Genomic DNA, 14,735 nt, shown 5'->3' on the forward strand with positions numbered 1-14,735 from the left:
TTCGCATGCGCCGCGCCAACGAGAAACGGCGACCCGCGGGTCGCCGTTTCTCGTCGCGAAAGCGTGCGTTTAGACGTTCTTGCGACGGCGAGCGGCACCGAGGCCGAGCAGTGCCAGACCGCCGAGCGCCAGGCTGCCCGGCTCGGGGACGTTGCAGCCCGTCTGGCAAACCTGCTGCAGCGAGCCGACCGTCATGTCGTCGAAAGCGAAAAAGTCGCCGCCGCCTGGGTTGGTATCGAAGAAGTCGATGGAGGTAAACTCCTCGGCCACGCTGGTCGCGATCAAACCGAAGTAGAGAGCCGACCCGTCCTGGAAGGGTATTGCCGGTACGTTTGGTACGTCGATATCTTCCGAGCCACCACCCGCTTTGTGGACCCGGATCCAGAGATCCCCGCCGAACTCGCCGATGTCCATTCCGAAGAACCCGAAGGCCCCGACGTTGGAGCCAAAGGTCACGCCGAAAGAGGTCGAGCTGGTCTCGACAAAATGGACGCCAGAGTGCGGATAGCGACCAACGCCATTGGTGCCGGCGCCCTGGAATACAACCTCGGCGCTACCGGTCAGCGTGGCGGCACCGGCACCGGGGAAAACCAGGCCGATCGGCGGCGTCGTGCCAGCGGGGATGCCTTCGAAAGTCTCGGTGCCCACACCCTGCAGGAAAGACAGGAAGCTTGCCTGGGCTGCTTCGGAGTTGGTGAAGGAAGCCCGCGTACTTCCTGATCCGTCTGCGTCAATACCCGAGAAGGTGGTGTAGGCGTGTGCGCTGAACGACGCTGCGCCGAGGCCAACCGCTGCGATCGCGGTCATGATCGATTTGTTCAACATGGTGTTCTCCTGAATAGTCTGGAAGTGAAGAACCGGAGTCTGTGCCGGCGCAGGCATGAAGCGGAAAATTACTGCTGCAGCCAACAACAAGCAACAAGCGTACCAGGATTTTAAATTCTTTATTTAGCAATACGTTATGCGCATGGCAAGGGTAGGCTAGGCGGCGATATGTAAAGAATATCGACACCGCGCCTTCCGACTGTTTGCCCCTTTCCCGGGCGCGCCGCCCTGCCCCGCCCCTCGCGGCGCGTGGCCCAGCACCTGCGGATTGACGCCGTCGCGCCCCCCGTTCGACTCGCCTGCCAAGATGAGTCGAGGCGCCTGATGCGGGTTCCTGACCGAGACGGTGAAGGCGCCGCGCCCTGGCAACGGCGCCTCCACAGTTGGGCTGGCAAGCAGATCGGGTCGCTGAAAACCGGCGATTGGCCGCAATTTGGCAGCACGCCCGGCGGGAATCGACGCTGAGATGCTGTCGGATTTTTTTACACCACTCAAGCAGCACCACCGACAAAATCTCACAGGATGTTGATTTTATTGCTTGCCTATGATCTGGCACGATTCTGGCTCAGCGTATTTTGCAAGCTCGTCAAGACCACTTTCCACCAAGGAGATCAGAAATGTTCCGCAAGCCCCTACTCAGTGCCTTGGCCGTTGCCAGCCTCGCGGCCACCTCGTTCAGCGCCCATGCCTATCAGACTTTCTTTGGCGAAGACGCGAACGGCAGCGCCTCGGTACCACTGGCCAGCACCCCCAACTCGAATTCGGCACAGGCCAGCTTTCTGTCGTTCCTGACGGGTGTCGGCACGGAAACCTTTGAGACTCAGACCACAGGAGCCAGCGCTCCGCTGATCCTCACTTTCCCCGGTGCCGGAACCGCGACGCTGTCGGGCGGAAGCGGTTCGGTCCAAGCGGTTGCTCCTGGCACGACTAACGGAGCTGGTCGCTACAGCATTCCTTCCGCCAGTTCTTCAAAGTATTGGGAAGTATCTGCGGGAGGCGGCGGCAACTTCACCATCACCTTTTCGCAATCGATCGCCGCCCTTGGTTTCTACGGCATCGACATTGGCGATTTTGGCGGGCAGCTGACCCTTGGCATCAATGGCGGCAGCCTGACCGTGCCTAATACTGTCGGCAGCAGCGGCTCGACCGATGGCTCCGTGCTGTTTTACGGACTGATAGCCGAGAATGTCGGTGAAGAGTTTACCAGCGTCACTTTCAATACCACCACGGGCCAAGGTGACGTGTTTGCCTTCGATGACTTCACTATCGGCACCGTAGAGCAGGTTTGCGTCCCGGGCACGCCGGGCTGCGGTCCGACGGTACCCGAGCCCGCAACCCTGGCCTTGCTTGGCCTGGCGCTGGCAGGTTTTGGCGTTTCCCGCAAGCGCAAGATTTGAGAACTGAAGGGTAAGGCAGAGGGCAGGCTTTCGCCTGCCCTTTTTCTTCCGGCGGGGCATTCGACCCACCCGCACCCACCTTTCGGGGTACGTGCCGAAGCCACACGCCAGACGCCGGCCAACATCCCCCGCCCGACACCGCATTCTCACGCCCTGCGCATGACTTGCAGCGCCATTCCGAAGCGCACCTGCCCAGACCTCACGAGTTGGTGCGCAACAGCAACTCGGAAAACTGATCGGCTGGCAGCGGTCGGCTGAAGTAGTAGCCCTGAATCTCCTCGCATCCGGCTTCGCGAAGGAAGCCCCTTTGCGCGGCGATCTCGACGCCTTTGGCAATCACCGACAGGCCGACGGTCCTGGCGATGCTGAAGATCGTCCTGGCAATCGCCGAGTCGCAGCGACGAGTCCGCCACACGCTGGCCCACAAGCTTTCTCCCGACGCCTTCTTTCGCCTTGCGGTCGACTACAGGCCACCGCTTTCGGGACAGCCGAGGAATCGATCGTCGTTGGGATCGACATGCAGCAGACGGATATCCCGGCCGAGAGACTCAGTCGCCGCATAACCGAACACGCGTTTGGCCTCCGGATTCCAGCCAGTGATGCAGCCACCGAGGCCAATGTTGATCAGCGCGTCAGGGACCTGATCGAGGAGCAGCGCCTGCCAGCACGTCCGCTCGGCGCTCACCACCAATGCCGCGAGGTTCGGCTGCTGCCGGCAATGCATCGCCAGGAGCGTCGGGAATCGCTTGCACTGCGACCATCGGCTACCTGCGCTACCGTTCCGAACTGATTCTGGCAGCCCAGTAGAAGGCGCCTATCTGCGCCGTGGCATGGCCGGCCGGGCTGATCTCGAGGCTGGACAGCAGCGCCTTCGCCTGCGCGAAATCCCTGGTTTCTCCAGCCTGTACGGCGGCCAGCAGGGTGCCCAGCGGACCCTGGCGCAGCGCCAGTGCGGCAGCAACGTCCGACGGCAGAGGCAGGTCGCTGAGGATTTCGCGCATCGGCACCTTGAGCAGGATGTCGAGCAAGGAAAAGATGCCGGTCATGAACGCGGCGTCACCGATTTCCCGAGCGTCGCTGCCCGAGTCAAGGGTGGCGGCCAGCAATTCCATCTGACGTCCCCGTGCCGCTGCCAGTTGCAGCAATGGATTGGGCTTGTTGCCATGGGCCAGCTGGTCGGCGTAGATCAGCAACTGCAGCCAGCGCTGCAACTGTCGACGACCGAGCAGCGCGATGGCCTGATTGAAGCTGCTGATCCGGGTCTTGGCGCCGACGGCGACCGAATTGACCAGACGCAACAGGTTATACGAAAGCCGTGGTTCCTGGCGGAAGACCTCTTCGATCTCGCGGGTGTCGGCGTCCTGAATGACCAGGCTCAACAGCCGGAGGACCTTCAGCCGTGCCAGGTCCGGCTCGCCGCCGGAGGTCGGGTCAATGATCGTCACGAAGCTGCTGTCACTGAAGTCGAAGTGCCTGGCCGCCAGCCACTCGAAGGCGTCCAACGACCCGACGCCGGTGGCGATCTTGCGCAACGCGTTGCGCTCGAGATCGCGCCAATCGAGGAGCGACAGTTCGTAACGGGCAAGCGTCGCATCGACTTGCAGATGATCAAAAGCGGCGCGTGGGATCGCCTTGATACGTTCCGCATGGTCAAGCTGCAAGGCCAGATGGCGCCCCTTCCGGCGCAGGCCGGCGCACAGTTCGATCGCCTGACCGTCGTCCAGAGCCGCAGCCGGGAGGACAAAGATGGCTTGGTTGGCCTCGAATTTCTCGATAAACTCGCTGTCGCTCAGCCACCTTGGGTCAATCCTCATCACCAGCGGCATCAGCCTGGCGAGGGGAGCCGCGCCAGCATCGACAAAGCAGCGAGCAAGATGGCTGGCATCGGTCGGATCCGGGCCTGCGTAACACCAGTCAAGCGCCGCCCAATGCTTGTCAGCAGCAAGCAGTGGGCGAAAGAAAGAGTAGGAATCCGGCATGGTCGTTGTTCTTGTCGTGAGGGTCGAAGTCCTGCACTGCTAGACTCGTGAAGTCTTGAATCCACGCCTTCCGAAGCTGGCATGAGCCGGTCGCAGCCAAACGTCCATGTTACTACCGCGGACCTTGAACTCGAACCCTGAATCATCACTTTGAACAAGGATCACGGCATGCCACACGTTTTCTTGAGCGTGCTGCGGCTGGCAGCGACCCCGGCGCTACTGCTGATGCTGGTCTTTTCGTCAGCGATCGAGGCGCGCGAACTGCGCCTGGCGACAACCACCAGCACCGACAACTCCGGATTGCTGCGCGCCATCGTGCCGCAGTTCGAGCAAGCGCGGGGGGTCAAGGTGCACGTCGTCTCGGTTGGTACCGGAAAGGCGCTCAAACTGGCCGAGAACGGCGACGTCGACGCCGTGCTGGTCCACGACCGCCGCGCCGAGGATACCTTCGTCGCCGCCGGCCACGGCGTCGAGCGACGCGACGTGATGTATAACGACTTCGTCCTGGTCGGGCCGAAGAGCGACCCGGCCGGCGTGCGCGGCGGCAGGGACGTCCTGCAGGCGATGCGCAAAATCGCCGCCACCCAGGCGCGCTTTGTCTCGCGCGGCGACGATTCCGGAACCGAGCGGATGGAAAAAGGCTACTGGCGGCAGCTCGGGATGGCCGTCACCGGAGCACCGTGGCACGTCGCTGCCGGCCAGGGCATGGGCGAGGTGCTGACCATGGCCGGCGAGATGCAAGCCTACACGCTGGCCGATCGTGCCACCTATGTGACCTACCAGGCGAGGACCGGTCTGGACATTCTGGTGCAGGGTGATCCGCGCATGTTCAATCCTTACGGCATCATCGCGGTCAGCCCCGGGAAATATCCGGAGATCCATTTCACCGACGCCATGGCGCTGATCGATTGGTTGACCAGCGCTGCCGGGCGGTCGGCGATCAGCGCCTTCCGCCCCAATGGAGAACCATTGTTCTTTGTCACTCCCGACAACAACAAGTAGCAGTGCCGCCTTTGACCCTGGTCGACGCCACCCACGCCGCGCTGCGGCTGCTGCTGTCCGGTGACCCGGACCTGTGGGGTATCGTCGGCGTATCGCTCTCGGTAACGCTGCGCGCGATGCTGATCGCCATGCCGCTGGGAGTCGGCGCCGGCTACCTGCTGGCCACCCTGCGCTTTCCGGGGCGACGGGTCGTGGTGGTGGTCGTTCAGGGGCTGCTGGCGTCGCCGACGGTGGTCGTCGGCCTGCTCCTCTACCTGCTGCTCTCGCGCCAGGGTGTCTTTGGCCAGCTGCAGCTGTTGTTCAGCCAGACGGCGATGGTCATTGGCCAGGTGCTGATCGCCCTGCCGGTACTGATTGCCTTCTCCTTGTCGGCGATCCAGGGCGCCGACCCGCGCGCGCGCGAGACCGCCGTGGCGCTCGGCGCAGCGGCTCCGCGCGTCGCCTGGACGATGCTCGTCGAAGTTCGCTTCGCGCTGATGGCCGCGGTCTGCAACGCCTTCGGCCGAGTCGTCTCGGAGATCGGCTGCTCACTGATGGTCGGCGGCAACATTGCCGGCGTGACCCGTAACATCCCGACGGCGATCGCCCTCGAAACGAGCAAGGGCGACTTCGCGCAGGGAATTGCTCTGGGCATCGTGCTGATGGTCGTCGCGCTGGGGATCAACTCGGCCTTCGCCTTCTTTCAGGGGGAATCGCGGCGATGACGCTGTTGGCGGTATCCGAGTTGACCAAGTCATTCGGCGAACGGCGCCTGCTGTCGATCGACCAGCTGACGCTCACCGCTGGCAAGAGCTACGTGCTGACTGGCGAAAACGGCAGCGGCAAGTCGACCCTGTTGCGCATCGTGGCCGGAATCGAAACGCCGGACAGCGGTGTCGGGCACTACCGGGGGCAGCGCTTCGACTGGAAGCCCTATCCCGACTGGCTGCGCCGCGAAGTGATCTATGTGCATCAGCATCCCTACCTGTTTCACACCAGCGTCGCGGACAACATCGCCTATGGGCTGCGCGCCCGCAGGGTCGACCTGCGCCAGCGAGAGGGCATGGTGGCAGCGGCGGTCGCCTGGGCTCGACTCGAACACCTGCTGGCGACGCCACCCCAGAAGCTATCGGGCGGCGAGCGCCAGCGCGTCGCGCTGGCACGCGCCTGGGTGCTGGCGCCGAAGGTGCTCCTGCTCGACGAGCCGACCGCCAATCTGGACGCCGAATCGCGCCAGCAAACGATTGCCCTGCTGCGCGCGTTCTGCACGCCGCAGAGCACCACGGTGGTTGCCTGCCACGATCGCGACGTCATCGCTCTGCCCGAGATGCAGCCGCTGCACCTTGCCGGCGGGCAGATCCGACCGACCATCGCGGCACCGGCCGACGCCGCTGACCGGGAGCCGAATGCCGCCCTGAAACGCCCGGTGGACGTGACATGAAGCAGGACTGGCGGAACAAGCGCCTTGCCACCGCGCCAAGATGTCGAAAAAATTTACAGCCAGTCTTTGATGCGCCCCGTCAAAGACCTCGAGTAGTACACCAACCGCTTGATATCATGCGCTTCACAGGCGTCTGACTAGCTTCAGGCACGATTTGTGCTCGTCACTCTCCGAAGGTCGGTTTTGCACGAAAAGCACCGGCAAACCGAGTCTCAGCCTATTTCTTTCTCGGCGCACGGCGGCCGACGACAGCAGCACTGATTGGAGACAGGACATGAATAATCTCTTGAAGACACGTTTGACCTATTGCCTGAGCGCCGCAGCCCTATTCGCGGGAGTGCACGGAAGCGCCCAGGCACTGACCTTGGGAGTCGATTTCGCCGGGAGTTACACCGCTGCCAGCCTCGGCTCGATCGCCGGGCTTCCGACCCCCTATGGCGGCCTGACGCTGAAAGCCGGTTCCCCGAATACGCTGCTCATCGGCGGCGCGGCAAACACGGACGCGGGCTTGATCTACGAGCTGGGCGTCACCCGCGACGCCGGCAATCACATCATCGGATTCACCGGTTCGCCAGCAGCCATCGGGACCGTCGGGACGTACAACGATGGCGGCGTGACCTATGGACCAGGGGGTGTTCTGTTCACCTCGCAATGGCCGGTGAACAAACTCGGTCAGACCAAGCCGGGAAGTACCGCCGAAGACAAGGTGATCGACCTGGCGCCGCTCGGCGTCGCCGACTCGCACGCCGCGATCAATTTTGTCCCGGCCGGCTTTGGCGGAGCGGGTAGCATGAAGCTGGTTTCGTGGGCGGGTGGCGAATGGTATAACGCGACCTATAGTCCCGATGGTAGCGGCACCTTCAACATCGACTCGGTGACGCAGATCGATCTCGACCTGTCGACAGGTGCGATGGACAATCTTCCGGGCGGTCCCGAAGGATTTGTCTACATCGCCGCCGGCAATGCGGGCTTCACGGTCAATAGCCTCCTGGTTTCCGAGTACAGCGCAGGGAACGTAGCGGCGTACGATCTGGACGCGAATGGCAATCCCCTGTTGAACACACGACGGGACTTCATTACTGGGCTGGTTGGAGCTGAAGGCGCGGCGATCGATCCGGTCACCGGCGATTTCCTCTTCTCGACCTTCGGCGGCGCCAATGAGGTGATCGTCGTTCAGGGCTTCACGGTGCCCGTCGGTGTACCCGAGCCAACGACTCTGGCACTGCTCGGTCTTGCCCTGGCCGGACTTGGCTTCGGCCGCCGCCAGCGCGCCGGCTGAATCGGCGGCTCGAATCGGCAGCAGACCCCGCCATGGCGGGGTCTTTTTTTTCGGCCAGATGTTGTCGACCGGGCCATCGCGGCTGACCACAGGACAGCTCAAGCCGAAGCGACGATGCGGCGCGGCCGCAGACTGCCCTGCTCGTCGCGCTCACCGAGTCCGAGCAGGCGGTGCCCGCCGTAGACGCGGCATTTCCCTGGCAGCCCGCCGCTCCTCACCGGATTGCCGTGGACAAAACGCAGCGCGTCGTCCTCGTCCAGGTAGACCGGCGGCAGACTCTGCAGCAGGCGATCGGGGGCCAGCAACCAGCGCCGGCGGTCTTCGTCGGCAAGCGCTGCCAGATGCTCCAGGGTCACCGCATCGCTGACCGCCAGCGGTCCGGCGGCAAGGCGGCGGAGCGCCGTCAGGTGCGCCAGCGACGCCAGGGCCTTTCCCAGGTCCTCGGCCAGGCTGCGGATATAGGTGCCCTTGCTGCAGGTCACCCGCAAACGACAGCGGTCAGCCGAAAAATCGAGCAGGGTCAGTTCGTGAATGGTCACCTCGCGCGCCTCGCGATCGACTTCCAGCCCCTGACGCGCCAGCTCGTAGAGCGGCTTTCCGTCCCGCTTCAAGGCCGAGTACATCGGCGGAATCTGGCGAACGGTGCCGCGGAAACGCGGCAGAGCCGCTTCCAGATCGGCCAGCCGGAAGTTGACCGGGCAGCGCTCGACGACGAGGCCATCGACATCGCCGGTAGCGGTTCGGGCGCCGAACTGCAGTTCGGCTTCGTAGGTCTTGTCGGCGGCCAGCAGGTCGACGGCGAACTTGGTCGCCTCGCCGAAACACAGCGGCAACAGGCCGCTGGCCAGCGGATCGAGAGTACCGGTATGGCCCGCCTTGGCGGCCGAAAAAAGGCGACGGGCCGCCTGCAGCGCCGAGTTCGAAGTCATGCCGGTCGGCTTGTCGAGGAGCAGGACGCCATCGACCCGTCGCCAGGCCTTTCCGATGCTCCAACTCAAGCGACGTCTGGCGGGTCGGTCTGATCGGAGATCGCCGATGCTTCCCTGATCAGCTTCGACATCTGGGCCCCACGCTCGAGCGACTCGTCGAAGATGAAATGCAGTTGCGGCGTGGTGTGAATGCTGATCCGCTTGCCAAGCTCGCTGCGCAGGAATCCGGACGCTTTTTGCAGACCGAGCTGGATCGTTTCCAGGCTCTCGCTGCCGGCCAGACTGCTGAAATAGACCTTGGCATGCGCGTAATCGGCGCTGATCAGAACATCGGTCAGGCTGATCATGCCGACGCGCGGATCCCGGAGCTCGGTGCGGATCACCTCGGCCAGTTCGCGACGGATCTGCTCGCAGATCCGGTCCCGACGCGCAAATCCCTTGTTCGCAGGCACCTACAGCAACTTCCTGGCGACTTCCGTGACGTCGTAGGCCTCAAGCTGGTCGCCCTCGTCGTACGCACTAAAGTTCTTCAGCGAGAGACCGCATTCGAAACCGGCGCGAACCTCTTTGGCGTCGTCCTTGAAGCGCTTCAGTCCATCCAGCTCGCCGTCCCAGACGACAATATGATTGCGCAGCAGGCGTACCCGCGAGTGGCGTTTGATCACCCCTTCGAGGACATAGCAGCCGGCAATGGTGCCAATCCTGGTCGCCCGGAAGACCTGCCTGATTTCGACCAGGCCAGTGATGTCCTCCCGCTTCTCCGGCGCCAGCATCCCCGACAGCGCGGCCTTCACTTCATCGACCGCGTCATAAATGATGTTGTAGTAGCGGATGTCGACCCCCGCGTGTTCTGCCGCCTTGCGTGCGCCGGCGTCGGCACGGGCATTGAAGCCGATGATCACCGCTTTCGAGGCGTGCGCCAGGTGCACGTCGGACTCGCTGATCGCTCCCACCGCGGCGTGGATGACGTTGACCTTGACTTCGCCGGTGGACAGCTTCTGCAGCGACTGCACCAGGGCCTCTTGCGACCCCTGGACGTCGGCCTTGATGATCAGCGGCAAAATCCTGGCTTCCGTTTCGGTCATCTGGTCGAGGATCGTCTCGAGATTGGCCGCCTGCTTGGTCGCCAGCTTGACGTCGCGGTACTTGCCCTGACGGAACAGCGCGATCTCGCGCGCCTTGCGCTCGTCGGCCAGAACGACAGCCTCCTGACCGGCAGCGGGGACGTCCGAGAGGCCCAGGATTTCGACCGGAATCGACGGCCCGGCCTTCTTGATCACCTTGCCGTTCTCGTCGAGCATCGCGCGAACGCGACCGAAGACCTCACCAGCCAGCACCACGTCGCCCTGGCGAAGCGTTCCCGACAGAACCAGCATGGTCGCCACCGGGCCACGTCCCTTGTCCAGGCGTGCCTCGATGATCAGACCTTTGGCCGGCGCTTCGCGCGGCGCCTTCAGTTCGAGCATGTCGGCCTGGAGCAGGACGTTTTCGAGCAATTCGTCGATGCCGACTCCGGTTTTCGCCGAGACCGGAATGAACGGCGAATCGCCGCCGTATTCTTCCGGCACCACCTGCTCGGCAACCAGTTCCTGCTTGACCCGGTCGATCTGCGCGCCGGGCTTGTCGATCTTGTTCACCGCCACCACCAGCGGCACCCCGGCGGCCTTCGCGTGGTGAATCGCTTCCCGCGTCTGCGGCATGACGCCGTCGTCGGCGGCAACCACCAGGATGACCAGGTCGGTGGCTTTGGCGCCGCGTGCGCGCATCGCCGTAAACGCCTCGTGGCCCGGCGTATCGAGGAAGGTCACCATGCCCCGATCGGTCTCGACGTGATACGCGCCGATGTGCTGGGTGATCCCACCCGCCTCGCCGCTGGCGACGCGAGTACGGCGAATGTAGTCGAGCAGCGAGGTCTTGCCGTGGTCGACGTGGCCCATCACGGTCACCACCGGTGCGCGCGGTTCCAGCGGCACGTCCTTGTGGTCGGAAGGTGTGTCCTCGAGGAAGGCGTCGGGGTCGTCGAGCTTGGCGGCAAACGCCAGGTGGCCCATTTCCTCGACGATGATCATCGCCGTTTCCTGATCGAGCACCTGGTTTATGGTCACCATCGAACCCATCTTCATCAGCGCCTTGATCACTTCGGTGGCCTTGACCGCCATTTTGTGCGCCAGTTCGGCGACCGAAATCGTTTCGGGCACGTGCACCTGGTGAATGACCGGATCAATCGGTGCCTGGAAAGAGTGCTGCTCGTCGTCACCGCCCCCCCGACCCGCGCGCTTGGCGTGCTTGTTGTCGCGCCAGCCGGCACCACCGGTCGCGCCACGCGTTCTCAGGCCAGCACGCTTGTTGGCACCCTCGTTCTTCCACTGCCCCTTCTTGTCGACAACTTTCTTGTCGGGTGTTTTCTTGTCCGATGCCGCCGGCTTGCCAGCCGGCTTGTGCAAGGTCTTGTCTTCGGCGGGCCGCTCGCTGGCGGTCTGCGCGGCGACCTGCTTGGCGACCCCGGCCGCTTTGGCCGCGACCGCCTTGTCTTCGGCATCCTGTTTCAGGCGTGCCAGGTCGGCCACGCGCTGCTGCTTGTTCTTGAACTCGGCTTCCTGCAGCGCGCGCAGTTCGGCGTGACGCCGCGCTTCCTCGGCGCGAAGCTTCTGCTGCTCCTCGCCGATGATCGATGCGCGGGTCACCACCTTCTTGACCCCCGGCCGGGCCTCGACCAGCGGCTCGGGTCTGGCCTCGACCAGCGTCTCGGGTCTGGCCTCGGCGAGCGTTTCGGGCGGGGTCTCGACGGCGGCCTCTACTTGCTTCTCGGCGGACGCCTCGGCTCGGGCTTCGACAGCCGGCTCGGCTGGCGCTTCCACCGGCGCTGCGACCAGCGCTACAGGGGGCCCTTCGACGGGGGCTGTTGCCGCTTCGACGAGCACTTCGAGCGGCTTGGCGACTATGGCCTCGCCTGCCGGCTCGACCGCCAGTTCCTCCAGCAGCGGCTCGGCCTGGACCGGCCGCGCTTCGACCGGGTCGCGTTTGACCAGCACGCGCTTCTTGCGCACCTCCACCTGCACCGTACGCGACTTGCCATGCGAATCCTGCGAGCGGATTTCGCTGGTTTCCTTGCGCGTCAGGGTGATCTTGGTCTTGGCGTCACCGCTGCCGTGCGAACGCCGCAAATAATCGAGCAGCTTCGCCTTGTCCTGCTCGGACAGCAGATCGTCGGCCAGACCCTTGGCAACCCCGGCCTTTTGTAACTGCTGCAGCAGAGTACCAGTGGGCATCTTCAACTGGGTGGCAAATTGGGCAACACTTGTTTGCGCCATATGAGTTCCTTTTTCCCGCTTACTCGAACCAATGCGCACGCGCCGTGGTGATCAGTTGTTTGGCCCGCTGGGAATCAATGCCGGTCATCTCGGTCAGTTCGTCGACGGCCAGATCGGCCAGATCGTCGCGCGTCTTGATCCCACTACCGGCCAGCATGCCGGCCAGCGCCTTGTCCATCCCTTCGAGGCTCAGCATATCCTCGGCGACGTCCTCGATCTTCTCTTCGGTGACGATCGCCTCGGTGAGCAGAACGTTGCGCGCCCGCTCGCGCAGCTCCTGGACGGTCGCTTCGTCGAAGGACTCGATTTCGAGCATCTCGTGGACCGGCACATAGGCCACTTCCTCGAGCGTCGAGAATCCCTCCTCGATCAGGATGTTGGCCACTTCCTCATCGACATCGAGCTTCTCCATCAACAGCACGCGGATCGCCGCGGCCTCGGCCTCGACCAGCGTCTTGGACTCTTCTTCGGTCATCAGGTTGATCGTCCAGCCGGTCATTTCCGAAGCCAGGCGTACATTCTGGCCGCCCCGGCCAATGGCGATGGCCAGGTTCTGCTCGTCGACCACCACGTCCATGCAATGCTTGTCTTCGTCGACGATGATCGAGCTGACTTCGGCCGGGGCCAGCGCGCCGACGACGAACTGCGCCGGATCGGCCGACCAGAGGACGATGTCGACGCGTTCGCCGGCCAGTTCGTTAGTCACCGCGGTGACGCGCATGCCGCGCATACCGACGCAGGTGCCAATCGGATCGATCCGCTGGTCGTTGGACTTGACCGCTATCTTGGCACGCATGCCGGGGTCGCGCGCAGCGGCCTTGATCTCCAGCAAGCCGTCGTCGACCTCCGGGACTTCCAGGGCGAAGAGCTTGACGATGAACTCTGGCGCAGTCCGCGAAAGAATCAGTTGCGGACCGCGGGCGGCCCGGTCGATGCGCAGCAGATAGGCCTTGACACGGTCACCAACGCGCAGATTTTCACGCGGAATCATCTGGTCGCGGGGCAGCAGGGCCTCGATCTTGCCGGTTTCGATGATCGCGTTGCCGCGCTCCATGCGCTTGATGGTGCCGGTAACCAGGTGTTCCTTGCGGCCGAGAAAGTCATTGAGAATCTGTTCGCGCTCGGCGTCGCGGATTTTCTGCAGGATCACCTGCTTAGCCGCCTGCGCGCCGATGCGACCGAAATCAACGGGTTCCAGGGCCTCTTCGAGAAAATCGCCGACCTCGACCTCGGGGTCCTGCTCCAGGGCTTCCGACAAGGGGATCGTTTGCTCCTCGTCGAGGAAGTCCTCATCCGCGACGACCTCCCATCTGCGGAAGGTCTCGAAATCACCGGTTTCGCGATCGACCACCACCCGCACGTTGGCGTCATCGTGGACACGCTTCTTGGTAGCCGACGCCAGCGCCAGTTCCAGCGCGCCGAAGACGATGTCCCTGGTCACGTTCTTTTCACGTGCCAGAACATCTACCAGCAGCAAGATTTCGCGGCTCATTTGCTCATTACCTCCTAAACCAGCCTGTCACTCGATTTTGTGCGGCCGAAATCGGGAACCAGGCGTGCCTTGTCAACATTGGCCAGGTCGAACGCGAACTCGGCCGAATCGATCTGCAAGCGCACCTTGCCTTCGTACACACCCTGCAGGACACCGCTGAAGTTCCGTCGACCGTTCAGTGCCAGGCGCAGCCTGAGGGTGATCTCCGAACCCGCGAAACGCTGGAAATCAGACTCCTTCCTCAGCACCCGGTCAATCCCTGGCGACGACACCTCGAGACAGTCGTAGTCGATGTTCTCGACCGCTAATACGCGCGACAGCTGATTGCTGACCAGAGCGCAGTCCTCGGCATCAACGCCGCCCGGCTTTTCCGGCTTGTCGATGAACACCCGCAGCACCCGGCCACGCGGGCTGCGTTCGACGTCGACCAACTCGTAGCCGAGGCCAGTCACCGTCTTTTCAAGAACTTCGTGGATATCCATGGCTGCAAATAAAAAATGGGCGAAACGCCCATCCCCGAAAAAATTGCCCCTGCGGGGCGACCGGAAAACCGGTGGATTATAACCAAACTATCAGCCGGCGTAAATCAGCCTGCGATCCGGACCATAGTGGTCCCTGGAAATCAGACAGTAGTTTAAGCTGTGCTCCGTCATAGGGAGCGAGAAGCGATGAGTGAAGCAACTACCCGGAAGGTACATACGCCGGAGTTCAAGGCCAAGGTTGGTCTGGAGGCGGTACGCGGGGTAAAGACGATCAACGAGATCGGGCACGGCGTGCATCCTGTGCAGGTTGTGCAATGGAAGAAGGCCATCCAGGAGAATGCCAAGACGCTGTTCGAAGGCAAGCGCGGCCCCAGGCCGGCGGCGGCGCACCGGGAGCCGGATCTGTTGTACAGCGAGATCGGCAAGTTGAAGATGGAACTGGACTGGCTCAAAAAAAGTCTGGGATCAGCCTGCCGTGATACGGCAGGCGTGGATCGACCCCGGCGAGGCCGTCGCCGTGGTGCAGCAATGCGCGCTGGCAGGGTGATGCCGCGCCACGGTCTACGCGCAGCGCCGGCCGCCGGTGGTCGATGCCAACGATCTTCTCCACAGTCGGCTC

At 63.3% G+C, this 14,735-nt stretch carries 14 protein-coding genes and 1 pseudogene; 6 read left to right on the forward strand and 9 right to left on the reverse strand.

What is annotated here, in order from left to right; genetic code table 11:
• Positions 1–69 precede the first annotated feature (69 nt).
• Positions 70–825, reverse strand: coding sequence for a PEP-CTERM sorting domain-containing protein (locus Q1L50_RS17775; protein ID WP_300341378.1), 756 nt, complete (start codon positions 823–825; stop codon positions 70–72).
• 617 nt (positions 826–1,442) lie between these two features.
• On the opposite strand from Q1L50_RS17775, the gene Q1L50_RS17780 reads away from it, so the two are divergent.
• Positions 1,443–2,222, forward strand: coding sequence for a PEP-CTERM sorting domain-containing protein (locus Q1L50_RS17780; RefSeq protein WP_300341380.1), 780 nt, complete (start codon positions 1,443–1,445; stop codon positions 2,220–2,222).
• 199 nt (positions 2,223–2,421) lie between these two features.
• Here the strand turns inward: Q1L50_RS17780 and Q1L50_RS17785 are convergent, their stop codons facing one another.
• The 3 genes from Q1L50_RS17785 to Q1L50_RS17795 all read right to left on the reverse strand — a co-directional run bounded on the left by Q1L50_RS17785 (position 2,422) and on the right by Q1L50_RS17795 (position 4,201).
• Entirely contained in the window at positions 2,422–2,649 is a 228-nt protein-coding gene (locus Q1L50_RS17785) for an EAL domain-containing protein (protein WP_300341381.1), read from the reverse strand.
• A 36-nt stretch (positions 2,650–2,685) separates the two neighbouring features.
• Positions 2,686–2,907, reverse strand: a complete 222-nt coding sequence (locus tag Q1L50_RS17790) for a PAS domain S-box protein (protein WP_300341383.1) — start codon at positions 2,905–2,907, stop codon at positions 2,686–2,688.
• Positions 2,908–2,995: 88 nt separating this feature from the next.
• Positions 2,996–4,201: an HDOD domain-containing protein gene (locus Q1L50_RS17795; protein WP_300341385.1), complete on the reverse strand. Its 1,206-nt coding sequence runs from the start codon at positions 4,199–4,201 to the stop codon at positions 2,996–2,998.
• Positions 4,202–4,369: 168 nt separating this feature from the next.
• On the opposite strand from Q1L50_RS17795, the gene Q1L50_RS17800 reads away from it, so the two are divergent.
• From Q1L50_RS17800 to Q1L50_RS17815, 4 genes are all read left to right on the forward strand, one after another.
• The gene (locus Q1L50_RS17800) at positions 4,370–5,203 is read left to right on the forward strand and encodes a substrate-binding domain-containing protein (protein WP_300341387.1); all 834 of its coding nucleotides are present in this window, start codon (positions 4,370–4,372) and stop codon (positions 5,201–5,203) included.
• An 11-nt stretch (positions 5,204–5,214) separates the two neighbouring features.
• Positions 5,215–5,907: an ABC transporter permease gene (locus Q1L50_RS17805; RefSeq protein WP_300341411.1), complete on the forward strand. Its 693-nt coding sequence runs from the start codon at positions 5,215–5,217 to the stop codon at positions 5,905–5,907.
• Positions 5,904–6,623 carry an ATP-binding cassette domain-containing protein gene (locus Q1L50_RS17810; RefSeq protein WP_300341388.1) on the forward strand — a complete coding sequence of 240 codons (720 nt, stop codon included), beginning with the start codon at positions 5,904–5,906 and terminating at the stop codon, positions 6,621–6,623. The genes Q1L50_RS17805 and Q1L50_RS17810 overlap by 4 nt, the downstream gene beginning before the upstream one ends.
• A gap of 154 nt (positions 6,624–6,777) precedes the next feature.
• Positions 6,778–7,902 carry a PEP-CTERM sorting domain-containing protein gene (locus Q1L50_RS17815; protein ID WP_300341390.1) on the forward strand — a complete coding sequence of 375 codons (1,125 nt, stop codon included), beginning with the start codon at positions 6,778–6,780 and terminating at the stop codon, positions 7,900–7,902.
• A 98-nt stretch (positions 7,903–8,000) separates the two neighbouring features.
• Here Q1L50_RS17815 and truB read toward each other — a convergent pair whose 3' ends face one another.
• From truB to rimP, 5 genes are read right to left on the reverse strand one after another with little or no spacing between them, the layout of a single operon-like run.
• Positions 8,001–8,900, reverse strand: a complete 900-nt coding sequence (gene truB / locus Q1L50_RS17820) for a tRNA pseudouridine(55) synthase TruB (protein ID WP_300341392.1) — start codon at positions 8,898–8,900, stop codon at positions 8,001–8,003.
• On the reverse strand, positions 8,897–9,283 hold the full coding sequence (rbfA, locus tag Q1L50_RS17825; RefSeq protein ID WP_300341394.1) for a 30S ribosome-binding factor RbfA: 387 nt from the start codon (positions 9,281–9,283) through the stop codon (positions 8,897–8,899). Before rbfA ends, truB begins: the two co-directional genes overlap by 4 nt.
• Positions 9,284–12,142 carry a translation initiation factor IF-2 gene (gene infB, locus Q1L50_RS17830; protein ID WP_300341396.1) on the reverse strand — a complete coding sequence of 953 codons (2,859 nt, stop codon included), beginning with the start codon at positions 12,140–12,142 and terminating at the stop codon, positions 9,284–9,286.
• Positions 12,143–12,161: 19 nt separating this feature from the next.
• On the reverse strand, positions 12,162–13,634 hold the full coding sequence (gene nusA / locus Q1L50_RS17835) for a transcription termination factor NusA (RefSeq protein WP_300341398.1): 1,473 nt from the start codon (positions 13,632–13,634) through the stop codon (positions 12,162–12,164).
• A gap of 14 nt (positions 13,635–13,648) precedes the next feature.
• Positions 13,649–14,116: a ribosome maturation factor RimP gene (rimP, locus tag Q1L50_RS17840; RefSeq protein WP_300341400.1), complete on the reverse strand. Its 468-nt coding sequence runs from the start codon at positions 14,114–14,116 to the stop codon at positions 13,649–13,651.
• 186 nt (positions 14,117–14,302) lie between these two features.
• On the opposite strand from rimP, the pseudogene Q1L50_RS17845 reads away from it, so the two are divergent.
• A pseudogene (locus Q1L50_RS17845) lies at positions 14,303–14,660 on the forward strand (IS3 family transposase); the annotation flags it as partial.
• Between the last annotated feature and the right edge of the window lie 75 nt (positions 14,661–14,735).

Source organism: Accumulibacter sp., assembly GCF_029255145.1.
GTDB lineage: Bacteria > Pseudomonadota > Gammaproteobacteria > Burkholderiales > Rhodocyclaceae > Accumulibacter.